Genomic DNA, 12,969 nt, shown 5'->3' with positions numbered 1-12,969 from the left:
TAATTTAAAAAACTTAATACACCTCCGGGTGAATGTAGTTAGGATAGATTCTCATATGCACTTTTTTCACTTCTTCAGCTAGAAGAGTTCTCAGCTCAGGTATTCCAATCCCCGTTTTAGCACTTATTTGGATGGCTAGCCCTTTTCCGTGGGGTTGCAGTGAATCTTCCACTTTGTCAATCTTATTGAAGACCTTGATGGTGGTGATGTTTCCAGCCCCGATTTCTCCCAAGGTCTCATCTACTATTCGAATATGATCCTCGTAAGATGGATTGGATGTATCTATTACATGCAGTAAAATGTCAGCTTCTCTTACCTCAGCGAGTGTAGATTTAAAGGACTCAATTAATGAATGAGGAAGTTTTCTGATGAAACCTACGGTATCGGATAGCAAAAATGGAAGGTTGTTAAGCACGACTTTTCTAACTGTAGAATCGACTGTAGCAAATAACTCATCCTTGGCGTATACTTTTTCCTTACTCAAGGTTCTCATCAATGAAGATTTGCCAGCATTTGTGTAGCCTACTAATGCCACTCTTACAATTCCTCCCCTGGACTTTCTTTGTGTGTTGGATTGACGTTCTATTTTCTCAAGTTTCTTTTTCAGAACATTGATTTGATCTCTAATTATTCTTCTGTCCGTTTCAATCTCTTTTTCCCCTGCACCACCACGAGTACCAGTTCCACCTCTCTGCCTCTCAAGGTGAGTCCACATCCTTGTAAGTCTTGGTAGCAGGTATTGGTAGCGTGCCAATTCCACTTGAGTTTTAGCTTGAGCTGTTTTGGCTCTTTTTAAAAAGATATCCAAAATTAGCAGGCTCCTGTCATAGATTTTAACCTTCAATTCTTTTTCGAGATTTCTAAGCTGTGAAGGTGATAGATCGTCATCAAAGACAACAACGTCTATCTTTTCCACTTTACAGAAGGTATTTATCTCCTCAACTTTCCCTTTACCCACAAACGTTTTAGAATCTGGGTGCTCAAGTTTTTGAGTGAACTTGCCTAAAATGTCAATTTGAAGAGTTTGAGAAAGGAACTCCAGCTCATCCATCATTTCTTCCAGACGCTCATCAGTTTCTGACTTTGATCCCAGGGCAACCAAAATTCCTCGTTCGTTCTTTTTTGCAGTTTCGATCATATCTTTCGCAAAGTTTGCTAATAAACAATAGCTTACAAAAGTTTGCTACTCAAAGAATTAAAACAGTGAAGATTGCTTTTGTTGCCAACACATGCTGGAATATTTATAATTTTCGTAAAGGACTTGTTAACCACTTTCTCTCCAGAGGTGATGAAGTGCTAGTATTGGCACCTGAAGATGAATACACCAATGAGATTCAAGATTGGGGGGTTGTATGGATTAATACCACCCTTGAGAGAACTGGTGCTAATCCTATCAAAGACACCTTTTATCTCAGAAAGCTCCTCAAAACTTTTAGAAAAGAGAATCCGGACGTTGTTCTTTCATATACCATCAAGTCCAATATATATGCCTCTCTGGCTGGGGCTGTTAGCTCTACACCTGTGATATGTAATGTGAGTGGATTAGGAACAGTTTTTTTGGTCAAGGGAATAGCAGGTCAAGTGGCCATGATTCTCTACAAGGTAGCTTTCAGGTTTAGCAGTCATATATTTTTTCAAAATGAGGACGATGAAAACCTATTCACGTCCAAGGTTAGCGTACATAGAAACAGAATAAGCATTTTACCCGGTTCAGGAATTGACCTTGAACAATTTAAACCTCTACCCTTCAAACGAAATGAAGGTGGGAGCTTCGTAATGATTTCAAGGGTTATCATTGAAAAAGGAGTCAGAGAGTATGCCGAGGCGGCATCTCATTTTGCTGACAATGATAATGTAAGCTTTACGCTCATTGGAAAGCTGGATGAAGGGCATTCCAGGTCGATTCAGAAAAGTGAATTGGATCATTGGGTTAATAACAACTGGATTAAATACCTGGAACACTCCAATGATATCACACAAGTGATAGCTGAACATGATGCTGTGGTGTTACCATCGTACCGTGAGGGCACATCTCGAACACTATTAGAAGGAGCAGCGCTTGGAAGGCCACTCATCTCAACGGATGTTCCGGGGTGCAGGGAAGTAGTGAATGATGGATACAATGGCTTTTTATGTGAGCCCAAAAGTGCTGGCAGCCTGCTTAATAAATTAAAGTTATTTCTTTCATTGACCTTGCCAGAAAAAAAGCAACTGGCAGCTAACTCTCGTTCGTTAGTGGAAAAGACTTATGATGAAAGAATCGTAATTGATATGTATCAAGATGTTATACGTCGAATCATCCGTTGATCCCAAAATATTTCCTCTATTTTTACGTCTTTAAATACTTATCTGTGAACCGTTTAGTACTAATCGTTTTAATCGCCATTTTAAGTAGTTGCAAGGCCTACAAACAAGATATCATGTTTAAGCTTGATGATGAATTCACCGAGAGTGATTTAGCTCAAGTTACGGGCGAATTGGAGAGTAACTACAAGCTAAAGCCGAATGACGCACTGCTCTTGGATGTTTTCACAAACGAAGGAGAGCGTTTGATTGATCCAAATCTTGAAATGATTACAGGTCCAGCTCAGCAACAACAACAATTTAGAAACCGTTTTCAATACATCATTCAGGCAAATGGAATGGCCCTTTTACCAATGGTAGGGGAAATAGAGTTAACAGGGCTGACCATGTTTGAAGCAGAGAAGTTGCTAGCAGAAAAATTCGATGCAGCTTACAAAGGTTCTTTTGTGAAACTAAGTGTAACCAATAGACGGGTCTTTGTACTTGGCGCACCTGGAGGTAGGGTTGTTCCAATCCCGAATGAAAACACGAGTATTTTCGAAGTTTTGGCATCAGCTGAAGGGCTTGATTTAGGCGCAAAAGCTCAAAATATAAAACTAATTCGTGGGGATAATGTCTATCAAATTAACCTAGGTACAATTAGCGGGATGAAAGAAACGAATATGTCTGTAGAACCTGGAGATGTTATTTATATCGAGCCCTGGAGGAGGCCTTGGCTTGAAACACTTCGAGATGTTTCACCTGCACTTAGCCTAGTATCTAGTGTCCTTACGTTAATTGTGGTAGTTCAAAATTTATAATGGAAGACGGCTTACAGTCACAACATAATTTAGAAGCTGAGAATGATTTTCTTCAGTCCTTTGACCTTGAGCGGTTTTGGTATGTCTTAAAAAGAAGCAAATTCTGGTTAGTAGGATTTGTGATTCTCTCGACATCACTTTCATATGTCTATGTACGATATACTAAGCCGGTCTTTAATTCTGAGTCCATCATTAAGCTTGAATTTGAAAGCGAAGCAAATGTTTTGGGACTTGTGGAGGCGGTCAATACACAAGAGAGAAATGAAATCTCTGGGGAAATCGAACTAATTAAATCTAAGTTGTTTCTATCCAGAGTTGCGGATGCCGCAGATATGGATGTTACCTATCATGTATATGGTAGGTATCTTACAGATGAGCGTTATCGAAATTCTCCATTCATAGTATCCTATAAGATACATAATTCAGCGTTTTATGGAACTCCTTTTGATTTAGAATTTGGTGCTGAAGACTCATTCACGTTGACCTATGCAAAGGATGGGCAGGAGCTAGTAGGTGAACATGCCTTCGGAGAAGAAATAAAAACGGAGGATTTTAACTTACTCATAGACAGAACGGCTTACTATAGTCCAGATGATAATAAATACTTCTTCGTAGTTAGCAGCGGTGATCAATTGGTAGATGATCTGCAGTCCAACCTTGAGGTAATTCCGGAAAATTTCAATGCAAAGACGATCAAAGTTTCCTATTCGGACTTTAATAAGTACAAAGCTAGAGACTTGGTTAATCTCATGGATTCGCTCTATCTCTCGTATACTAGAGAAGTAAAGAATGTAGCTATTGAACAGAAAATCGATTTTTTGGATAATCAGATTGAGAGTACAGAAAAGAAGTTATCTGAATACGAGGGTTATTTTGAGCAGTTCACTATTGAAAACAGAACGACAAATCTTGGTAAAGACCTTGATCGAACAATCCAACAACTTGCGGTTCTTGATTCTCAAAGTTTTAGGATAAGAAAGAACATGGCCGACCTTGATCTGATACAAAAGAGAGTAGATGAAAAAGGGGCTATATCAATTAATCCATTTTTATTGGAACAGCTCCCAAAGTCTTTGGGGGAATCATTGGTGGATTATTCTGGCTTGCAACAAGAGCGTGAGCTTAAGTTGGCATCCTACAATGAAACTTCTTACATAATTGAGCAACTCGACAATAAACTGGATCGAAGCAAGGAGCTCATTACTGACTTGTTGAAGTCTTATGAAACCATCCTTGATGATCAGCGAGCTCAGGTTAACAGGAGGAGAAGGTTGCTGGAAAACAATCTTTCTCAAATGCCATCAATGGGTACGGAGTATGGGAAGAACAGACGATTCTATGAGCTTCAAGAAGAATTTATGCTATCGCTCCAGACTTCTAAAATGGAGCTTGAAATCACCCGTGCAGGCACTGTCACCAGAAATGTAGTACTGTCACCAGCTTCACTTCCAAATGGACCGATCAAACCTCAAAAAGCACTAATTATTGGTGCTGGTTTCATGATTGGCTTGGTGATGAGTATCGTCTTCCTATTGGTAAGATATCTTGCGCATAACAAAGTTGCCGGTGTTCGGGAGCTTGAGAAACTCGTTCATGTTCCAGTTCTTGGAGCCATACCTCATTACAAAAAAGAAGTGTTGAATCAGACGTCATTGGTTGTGAAAAAAGATTCTAAGAGCTCTTTAAGTGAGGCATTGCGTACGATACGTACCAACATGGATTTCATTAGCCCCAATGCCTCATCTAAATCCATCAGTGTTACATCTACTATTTCTGGGGAAGGAAAAACCTTTGTAGCTGCAAATTTAGGAGCTATCATGGCTATGACAGGTCAGAAAGTATGTGTTGTCGATATTGACATGAGAAAGCCAAAGGTGCATCTTGCTTTTGGTGGTTCCAATAATACTGACGGCATCAGTACAATTTTGTCAGGTAAAAGCACCATAAAAAAGAGTGTACAAACGTCCAGAATAGATGGGTTAGCATTTATAGCCGCCGGGCCAACTCCACCTAATCCGTCAGAACTTCTTTTACAAGAGAAGTTTACTAAAATGCTCGATGACTTAAGGAAGGAATTTGACGTAGTTATTTTAGATACTCCTCCTGTCGGCCTGGTAACGGATGGTCGTCTGGTGATGAAATACTGTGATATTCAGTTGTACATCGTTCGGGCGGATTATTCAAAACGAAACTTCGTAAAAGTGTTGAACGACATGAAGGCCACAGGACAATTCTCGAATATGACTACCATTCTAAACTCCATTGATTCAACTCCAGGATATGGGTATGGATATGGGTATGGATACGGCTATTACACAGATGATGAATCGAAAGTTGAGAAAGTAACATCATCCATCAGGAACTTATTCTAATGGGTCTGCTTCGAAGAAGTCGCGCTTCACTGGATGTGGATATACACTCTCATCTAATCCCCAACATAGACGATGGTTCTCAGTCCATGGAGCAAAGCATCGAAATGATTGAAGCGCTGATTAATTTGGATTTTGAGAAGGTAATCACCACGCCTCATATTCATCCAAATTATCCGAACACACCTGAGGTAATCTTAGCAGGGCTGAACACCTTACAACAGGAGGTATCAAAACAAAAATTAGCAATAGAAATAGAGGTAGCAGCAGAATATTTTGTTGACGAATCTTTTCATGACAGAGTAAAAAGAAATGATCCGATTCTTTCTTTTGGAGGAAAGCTGGTGCTTGTTGAATCCTCATTTGTCAACAAGCCTATTTTTTTTGAAGCGGTGATGTTTGATTTACTAGCGCAGGGATATACCCCTGTTTTAGCACACCCTGAGAGATACAAGTTCCTGGAAGGTAGAATAGAATGGTTGAAGGAACTTAAAGGTATGGGAGTGATGTTGCAAGTGACTTTGGGTTCAATAGGAGGATATTATGGGAAAATCCCCGAACAAGTTGGAAAGTTGCTACTGCAGAATGACATGGTTGATTTTTTAGGATCAGATTTACATCGAGCATCTCATTTAGCATATTTAGAAAAAGGGTTGAACTCGAAAGAAGTACAGAGAATTTTGAAAAGAGGAGAGTTGAAAAATCGACAACTTTTATGAGGGTGTGGAAAACTTTTTAGCTCCTATCCCAAAGGATTTAAATACATTTTCACGTAAATTCCTTTTAAGATTTACCGCCAATATTAATCTTTCACCATGGCTGAAGAACATAAACGTAAGGAAGAGAGAGAGTTGATTCGCAAGTTTGAAGCGTTCCTTAAAAACAAAGAGAATCATTTCTTTGATGAGGAGGCAATGATTCAGATCATATGCTATTACAGCGTACACGATAAGCTTAATCAAGCATTAAAAGCAGCCAACATCGCATTGGATCAATTTCCGTATTCCATTGATATTACAATAGAGAAGACAGACGTACTAGTAAAATTGGAAAAGTCTGATGCAGCAATAGACTTACTGGACGAGACACTCAATATTCAGCCAAATGATCCAGAGCTATTACTTCAAAAAGGAGCTATCCATTGCCTGCTTTCGGAATTTGAAGAAGCAGTTGAAGCATATGAGAGCGCGCTGATGAATGTCGAAGAAAAAGATGAGGTCTATTTCAGTATGGGAATGGCTTACCAGGGAATGGGTAAGTACAAAGAAGCAGCTGAGCAGTACAAGCTTGCAATAGAAATCAACATGCTCAACGAAAACGCCTTGTACGAATTGGCTTATTGCCTCGATGTGTCGGGAGAGTTGGAGAGTAGTTTGTCATACTATCAAAAGTTCATTGATCAAGATCCATACTCAGAGTATGCTTGGTATAACCTTGGTATCGTATATAACAAACTTTCAAAGTTTGAGGAAGCGGTGGATGCATATGAATATGCTACTGCAATAGATGAGGAATTTAGCAGTGCCTGGTTTAACATGGGCAATGCACTAATGAATCTGGGGAAATATGACAGAGCCCTTGCGGCCTACCTGAAAACATATGATCAGGAAGGAGCCTCACCTGAAACCTATTGTCACATTGGAGCAGCGTATGAAAAATTGGATCAGCATGATCTGGCAATAAAGTATTATCAAAAAGCAACTAAGCTGGACCAACTGTATCACGAAGCTTGGTATGGAGTTGGCGTATGTCTAGCCATTCAGGAGAAATGGTATGAGGCCATTCACTTTTTGAATAAAGCCCTCAAAATAGATGCTGAGAATGTATTGTATTGGAAGGCGGTAGCAGATGCCGAATATAAAACGGGTAACCTGGTTTCTTCCATAGAGGCGTATCGAGAAGCGAGTGAGATGGATGCCGAAGATCCTAAAATCTGGCTGGATTGGTCTATGGTGTACTATGAGCAAGGAAACTATGAAGAGGCTATTTCCATATTAGAGCAAGGCTTGGATGAATGTCCAGATAATGCCGAAATGTATTATAGAGGTGTCGTTTATCTGATTGGTTCTGGTAGCTATAAAAATGCTATAAATAGACTGGAAACTGCGTTAATATTGGATTTTGATGCTCACGAAGTACTTTTTGACTTCTTCCCGAACCTACCTACGCAAAAGGCACTTTACAGAATTATTGATCAGTTTCGTCAGGATAATCAATAATCTTTGACCGTCTAAGGATAATTTGTGATTTTTGTCGCTTGTTTTTCACGAGTATCAAAAACCCTACATGAATTATCATCTTAACAATATACCAGAGCGAACTCAAAAACCGAGAAACGAGGGGTACACCATGGTCATGGACAAAGGCCTTAGCCTTAGAGAAGTGGAAGACCTCATTGAGTCGAGTGGTGAATACATAGATATCGTAAAATTTGGCTGGGCGACATCTTATTTATATCCGAAATTAAAGGAGAAAATCGCCATTTATAAGTCAGCTGGGATTCCATGCTACTTTGGAGGAACTTTATTTGAAGCATTTATTGTTCGCGATCAGTTTGCTGATTATCAAAGAGTGCTTGATGAATTCGGCCTGGAGTACGCTGAGGTTTCTGATGGATCTTTGGTGATGGATCACGATAAAAAATGTGAATACATAAGAACCCTGGCTAAGCAGGTAACAGTCCTTAGTGAAGTTGGATCAAAAGATGCGGCCAAGATTATACCTCCATACAAATGGATCGAACAGATGAGCACAGAGCTGGAAGCTGGTGCCTGGAAGGTGATAGGTGAGGCAAGAGAAAGCGGAAATGTCGGACTATTCAGAGACTCTGGAGAAGTAAGACAAGGACTGGTTGAAGAGATTTTAACTCAAATTCCTGCAGATAAGATTCTCTGGGAAGCTCCTCAGAAAGCACAACAGGTATGGTTCATCAAACTTGGCGGATCCAATGTAAACCTTGGTAATATTGCTCCCAATGAAGTAATTCCATTGGAGACTATTCGTTTGGGACTAAGAGGAGACACATTCGACTATTTTTTATAAACTACTTCAAAAGGACGCCAATCGTGAATCCTGCAGATATGGCGATTGGAAAATCTGAATTACCATTGGAATGGCCAAAGTTATATCTCCCATCTTCAGAGGAGTCATAGCCGTATCCCAAACCTATGTGATAATCAAGAGTCATGATGTTGGCCAGAACATATTGCCGACCATAGGTAATCATAAGAGCTACAGATGTGATTGATTTTGAGCTGGAGTCGAAAAATTCATCTTCAGCTTGATATTGGGCAAAGATGATTTCAGGGCGAATATATTTACCACTAAGCAAATGTGACCCTCTTAAATCACTGGTGATAAAGTCAGGATTAAGCTTAAACTTTGGCCCACCTTTGAATAAAAAACCTTTATAGTTTGCGTCATGAGCGCTTACCCCTAATCCAATGATGCCAATTTTAGCCTCCCAGGAAAGCCAGTCTTTTATGTAGCTCTCATAACCAAATGTGGTATTTCCAGTCAACGGAGAAAAGAACTCCATTTTTATGGCACGTTTCTTATTCTTGGAATAACTTGTATCTATTTTTTGGGAGAAGGAAAAAAAAGAAACAAAGAGGAGGGTGGCGGTGATCAAAATTTTCATAGCAAGTAAGTGTTGTTTTTCGTTAGAGTGAAGTAAAAACGATTTCCCCTAAAAATTTCATCAGTATTTGCACCTCATGTCAGTAATAACGTATTTCGTACAATGATCAACTTCAAACTTTTCGTTAAAGGGGCTGCAATGGGAGCAGCTAATGTGATCCCCGGTGTGTCAGGAGGTACAGTCGCTTTTATTACCGGCATTTATGAACGCTTGATCAACGCCCTTAAGAATGTCGATGTAGAAGCACTAAAATTATTTTTTAGTGGTCGATTTCGCGAGTTTGGAAAGAAAGTAGATTTCTACTTTCTGGTTGTTTTATTTTTTGGAGTTTTTGTTAGCATCATCAGCTTAGCCAAGCTTTTGGAAATTCTACTTGAACAGTATGAAGTTCTTACACTCTCATTTTTCTTTGGTTTAATAGTTGCGTCAGTTCTGGCTGTTTCAAAACAAGTCAGCAAGCTTACTGCGACAGTCATATTTTCCTTTACTATAGGTGCTGCAATTGCCATTGGTATTGCCTTCCTTCCACCAGCACAACCCAATGAGTCGTTTATGTATCTAATACTATGTGGGGTCGTTGCTGTTTGCAGTATGATACTCCCTGGGCTTTCAGGATCATACATTTTATTACTAATGGGTAATTACTTGCTGGTATTAAAAGCGATTAGCAGTCTGAATATTAGCATACTTGCTCCTATCGCAATCGGATGTATTATTGGACTTGTGGCATTATCGCGCATTTTATCTTTCTTATTTGGTAGATTCAAAGATGAGACCGTAGCTACTCTCAGCGGATTTGTAGCTGGTTCTTTGTTGATAATTTGGCCGTGGAAAGCCACACTGACGGAAATGTTTGAGGGTAAGGAAAAGGCTGTTGGATACGTTTGGGAGGTTCCCGCGATGAATATTGATTTCTTGTACTCAAGCTTTTTTATCATTCTTGGATTTTTCATTGTTTTTTGGATGGAACGAAAATCTGCCACTGTTGAGGAGTAGTTTAGGTTGGGTTGAGTTCTTGATATAACTTTAGTCTAAATGAAGCGCTTTGGGTTGATCGGTTATCCAGTGGGACATAGCTACTCACAGAATTTCTTCCAAAAGAAATTCCAAGACCTTGGTCTGAAAGATCATGTATATGACTTATTTGAAATGGAGTTTCTCAACGAATTTCCTGCTCTTTGGCTTCAGCATGGCGATCTCTGTGGTCTCAATGTGACCGTTCCTCATAAAGAGAATGTAGTGAAATACTTGGATAAGCAGGATGTTAGCGCAATCAAAGTAGGTGCCGCTAATGTTATTTGCAAAAAAGGAAACAAGCTTATCGGATATAATTCTGATTATATGGCCTTCAGAGATTCACTTAGCGTGTGGTTGGGAAAATTTAAAGGAGAGTCTCTAATTCTTGGGTCTGGAGGAGCTTCTAAGGCCGTGCAAGCAGGGCTGACAGATCTGAAAATTCCTTACAATCAGGTAAGCAGAAGTAATAAGGGTGGTGATTATACCTATGAACAGATCAAATCCAATCCGGACATCATTACCCGCTTCAGATTAATCATTAATACTACACCATTAGGGATGCATCCTAATAACGAATCGATACCTGATCTACCGTACAGTAAGATTAGCAAAGGAACCTTCTTTTACGACTTGGTTTATAATCCGGAGCAGACGGCTTTTTTAAAGCAAGGCGAAAAGTATGGCGCTAAAACTAAAAATGGACTTGAGATGTTGGAGCTACAAGCCGAGAGATCGTGGGATATTTGGAATAGTTAAAATATGGAATTCAAACTTGTTTCGGAGTATAGCCCAACGGGGGATCAGCCATCAGCGATTCGTCAAATCATCGAGGGGATCAATAATGATGAACCTGCGCAGACGTTGCTGGGTGTAACGGGATCGGGTAAAACATTTACGATGGCTAACGTCGTAGAGCAAGTACAGAAACCAACACTTGTACTCAGTCATAATAAGACATTGGCAGCACAGTTGTACGGGGAGTTCAAGCGATTTTTTCCTGAAAATGCAGTCGAATATTTCATCTCATACTATGACTACTATCAGCCGGAAGCGTACATTCCTACAAGCAACGTTTACATAGAAAAGGATCTTTCAATAAATGATGAAATTGAGAAACTTCGATTAAGTGCCTCTTCCGCGCTACTTTCAGGGAGAAGAGATGTGATCGTAGTAGCATCAGTTTCTTGCATCTATGGTATTGGAAATCCGGAAGAGTTTGGTAAGAATGTGATTAAGGTACAGGAAGGCGATAAAGTGTCCAGGAATAAATTCCTCTTCGATTTGGTAGATATTCTTTACAGTCGAACCGAAGCAGAATTTAAGCGAGGAACTTTCCGGGTTAAAGGAGACACGGTAGATGTCTTTGTGGCGTATGCGGATTTTGCTTATCGTTTCATTTTTTGGGGAGATGAAATAGAGTCCATACAGCGGATTGACCCTATCACTGGAGAAAAACAATCAGATGAACGAATCATCAGCATTTTTCCAGCCAATCTTTTTGTTACAGCAAAAGATCAACTTCAGGTAGCAATCAAGGAAATTCAGGACGACATGGTGGAGCAGGTACAGTTCTTTGAAGACGAACGTAGATTCCTTGAGGCAAAGAGGTTAAAAGAGCGCACTGAATTTGATCTGGAAATGATCCGCGAGATTGGCTATTGCTCCGGTGTGGAAAATTATTCCCGATATTTCGATCGGCGATCACCGGGGAGCAGGCCATTCTGTCTGCTGGACTATTTTCCGGATGACTTTTTAATGATCATTGATGAAAGCCACGTGACCGTACCTCAAGTTAGAGGAATGTGGGGAGGAGATAGAGCAAGGAAAGTAAACCTGGTAGATTATGGTTTCCGCCTTCCTTCGGCAATGGACAATCGCCCATTGACTTTCAATGAATTCGAAGACATGCTCAACCAAGTGGTATTTGTAAGTGCGACACCAAGTGAATATGAGCTAAGAAAGTCTGAAGGAGTGATTATTGAGCAACTCATACGACCTACCGGATTATTGGATCCGGTTATCGATGTACGTCCAAGTCAAAATCAGATTGATGATTTGATGGAAGAAATACAGCAACGAATAGAAATGGAAGATCGCATACTGGTGACTACATTGACCAAACGTATGGCCGAGGAACTCACCAAGTATTTACTCAATGCTGGAGTAAAGACTCGATATATTCATTCAGAGGTGGATACGCTTGACCGAGTGGAGATACTCAGAGAATTGAGATTGGGGGTTTTTGATGTACTGGTAGGGGTGAATTTGCTTAGGGAAGGACTTGATTTGCCGGAGGTGTCTCTCGTAGCGATATTGGATGCAGACAAGGAAGGATTCTTGAGGAATGAGCGATCTTTGGTTCAAACCATTGGTAGAGCGGCTCGAAACGATCATGGGAAGGTGATAATGTATGCAGATAAAGTTACAGGGTCAATGAGAGTTGCCATTGATGAAACCAATCGCCGCAGAAGTATTCAAATGGAATACAATGAAAAGCATGGCATTACTCCGGTTTCATTAAAGAAAAATAAAGAAGAAATCCTTCGACAGACAGGAGTAGCGGATAAGAAAAAAGGAGCCAAGAAGTATTACATCGAAGAAGAACAATCGCTGGCAGCAGATCCTATTGTTTCCTACATGTCGAAAGAGCAACTCTCCAAGCTGGTAAACGAGACCAGGCGAAAAATGGAGAAGGCAGCAAAAGATTTGGATTTCATGGAAGCCGCAAGACTAAGGGATGAGCTGCAGGAAGCTGAAAAAATGCTGAAAGAAAGTAAGTAGCTTCTTTGGATTTACCAATATACTAATTCAACTTGCTTTTGAAACAGACAGTCATCAC

11 protein-coding genes are annotated in these 12,969 nt (G+C 40.1%); 9 read left to right on the top strand and 2 right to left on the bottom strand.

Features of this window, described 5'->3' with window-relative positions:
• Window positions 1-13: 13 nt before the first annotated feature.
• Entirely contained in the window at window positions 14-1,138 is a 1,125-nt protein-coding gene (gene hflX, locus ABJF57_RS12450; RefSeq protein WP_462229517.1) for a GTPase HflX, read from the bottom strand.
• Window positions 1,139-1,203: 65 nt separating this feature from the next.
• Between hflX and ABJF57_RS12445 the strand changes: the two genes are divergently transcribed.
• From ABJF57_RS12445 to ABJF57_RS12420, 6 genes are all read left to right on the top strand, one after another.
• A complete protein-coding gene (locus ABJF57_RS12445; RefSeq protein ID WP_462229515.1) occupies window positions 1,204-2,307 on the top strand; it encodes a glycosyltransferase family 4 protein in 1,104 nt (367 codons plus the stop codon).
• A 44-nt stretch (window positions 2,308-2,351) separates the two neighbouring features.
• Window positions 2,352-3,104: a polysaccharide biosynthesis/export family protein gene (locus ABJF57_RS12440; RefSeq protein ID WP_462229513.1), complete on the top strand. Its 753-nt coding sequence runs from the start codon at window positions 2,352-2,354 to the stop codon at window positions 3,102-3,104.
• Window positions 3,104-5,476, top strand: coding sequence for a polysaccharide biosynthesis tyrosine autokinase (locus ABJF57_RS12435; protein WP_462229511.1), 2,373 nt, complete (start codon window positions 3,104-3,106; stop codon window positions 5,474-5,476). Before ABJF57_RS12440 ends, ABJF57_RS12435 begins: the two co-directional genes overlap by 1 nt.
• Entirely contained in the window at window positions 5,476-6,192 is a 717-nt protein-coding gene (locus ABJF57_RS12430; protein WP_462229509.1) for a tyrosine-protein phosphatase, read from the top strand. Before ABJF57_RS12435 ends, ABJF57_RS12430 begins: the two co-directional genes overlap by 1 nt.
• Before the next feature lie 96 nt (window positions 6,193-6,288).
• Window positions 6,289-7,692 (top strand): tetratricopeptide repeat protein, encoded by a 1,404-nt coding sequence (locus ABJF57_RS12425; RefSeq protein ID WP_462229507.1) that lies wholly within the window; start codon window positions 6,289-6,291, stop codon window positions 7,690-7,692.
• A 67-nt stretch (window positions 7,693-7,759) separates the two neighbouring features.
• Window positions 7,760-8,515: a phosphosulfolactate synthase gene (locus tag ABJF57_RS12420; RefSeq protein ID WP_462229505.1), complete on the top strand. Its 756-nt coding sequence runs from the start codon at window positions 7,760-7,762 to the stop codon at window positions 8,513-8,515.
• Between the two features lies 1 nt (window position 8,516).
• Here ABJF57_RS12420 and ABJF57_RS12415 read toward each other — a convergent pair whose 3' ends face one another.
• Window positions 8,517-9,113 carry a DUF3575 domain-containing protein gene (locus ABJF57_RS12415; protein ID WP_462229503.1) on the bottom strand — a complete coding sequence of 199 codons (597 nt, stop codon included), beginning with the start codon at window positions 9,111-9,113 and terminating at the stop codon, window positions 8,517-8,519.
• 102 nt (window positions 9,114-9,215) lie between these two features.
• Between ABJF57_RS12415 and ABJF57_RS12410 the strand changes: the two genes are divergently transcribed.
• The 3 genes from ABJF57_RS12410 to uvrB are packed head-to-tail and all read left to right on the top strand — an operon-like array spanning window position 9,216 to window position 12,911.
• Window positions 9,216-10,109, top strand: coding sequence for a DUF368 domain-containing protein (locus ABJF57_RS12410; protein WP_462229501.1), 894 nt, complete (start codon window positions 9,216-9,218; stop codon window positions 10,107-10,109).
• 39 nt (window positions 10,110-10,148) lie between these two features.
• Window positions 10,149-10,886: a shikimate dehydrogenase family protein gene (locus tag ABJF57_RS12405; RefSeq protein ID WP_462229499.1), complete on the top strand. Its 738-nt coding sequence runs from the start codon at window positions 10,149-10,151 to the stop codon at window positions 10,884-10,886.
• Between the two features lie 3 nt (window positions 10,887-10,889).
• The gene (uvrB, locus tag ABJF57_RS12400; RefSeq protein WP_462229497.1) at window positions 10,890-12,911 is read left to right on the top strand and encodes an excinuclease ABC subunit UvrB; all 2,022 of its coding nucleotides are present in this window, start codon (window positions 10,890-10,892) and stop codon (window positions 12,909-12,911) included.
• Window positions 12,912-12,969 lie beyond the last annotated feature (58 nt).

This window comes from Ekhidna sp., assembly GCF_039940915.1.
Classification (GTDB): domain Bacteria; phylum Bacteroidota; class Bacteroidia; order Cytophagales; family Cyclobacteriaceae; genus Ekhidna.
Note: the sequence above shows the minus strand (reverse complement) of the source record. Positions and strands in the feature narration are given on the sequence as shown.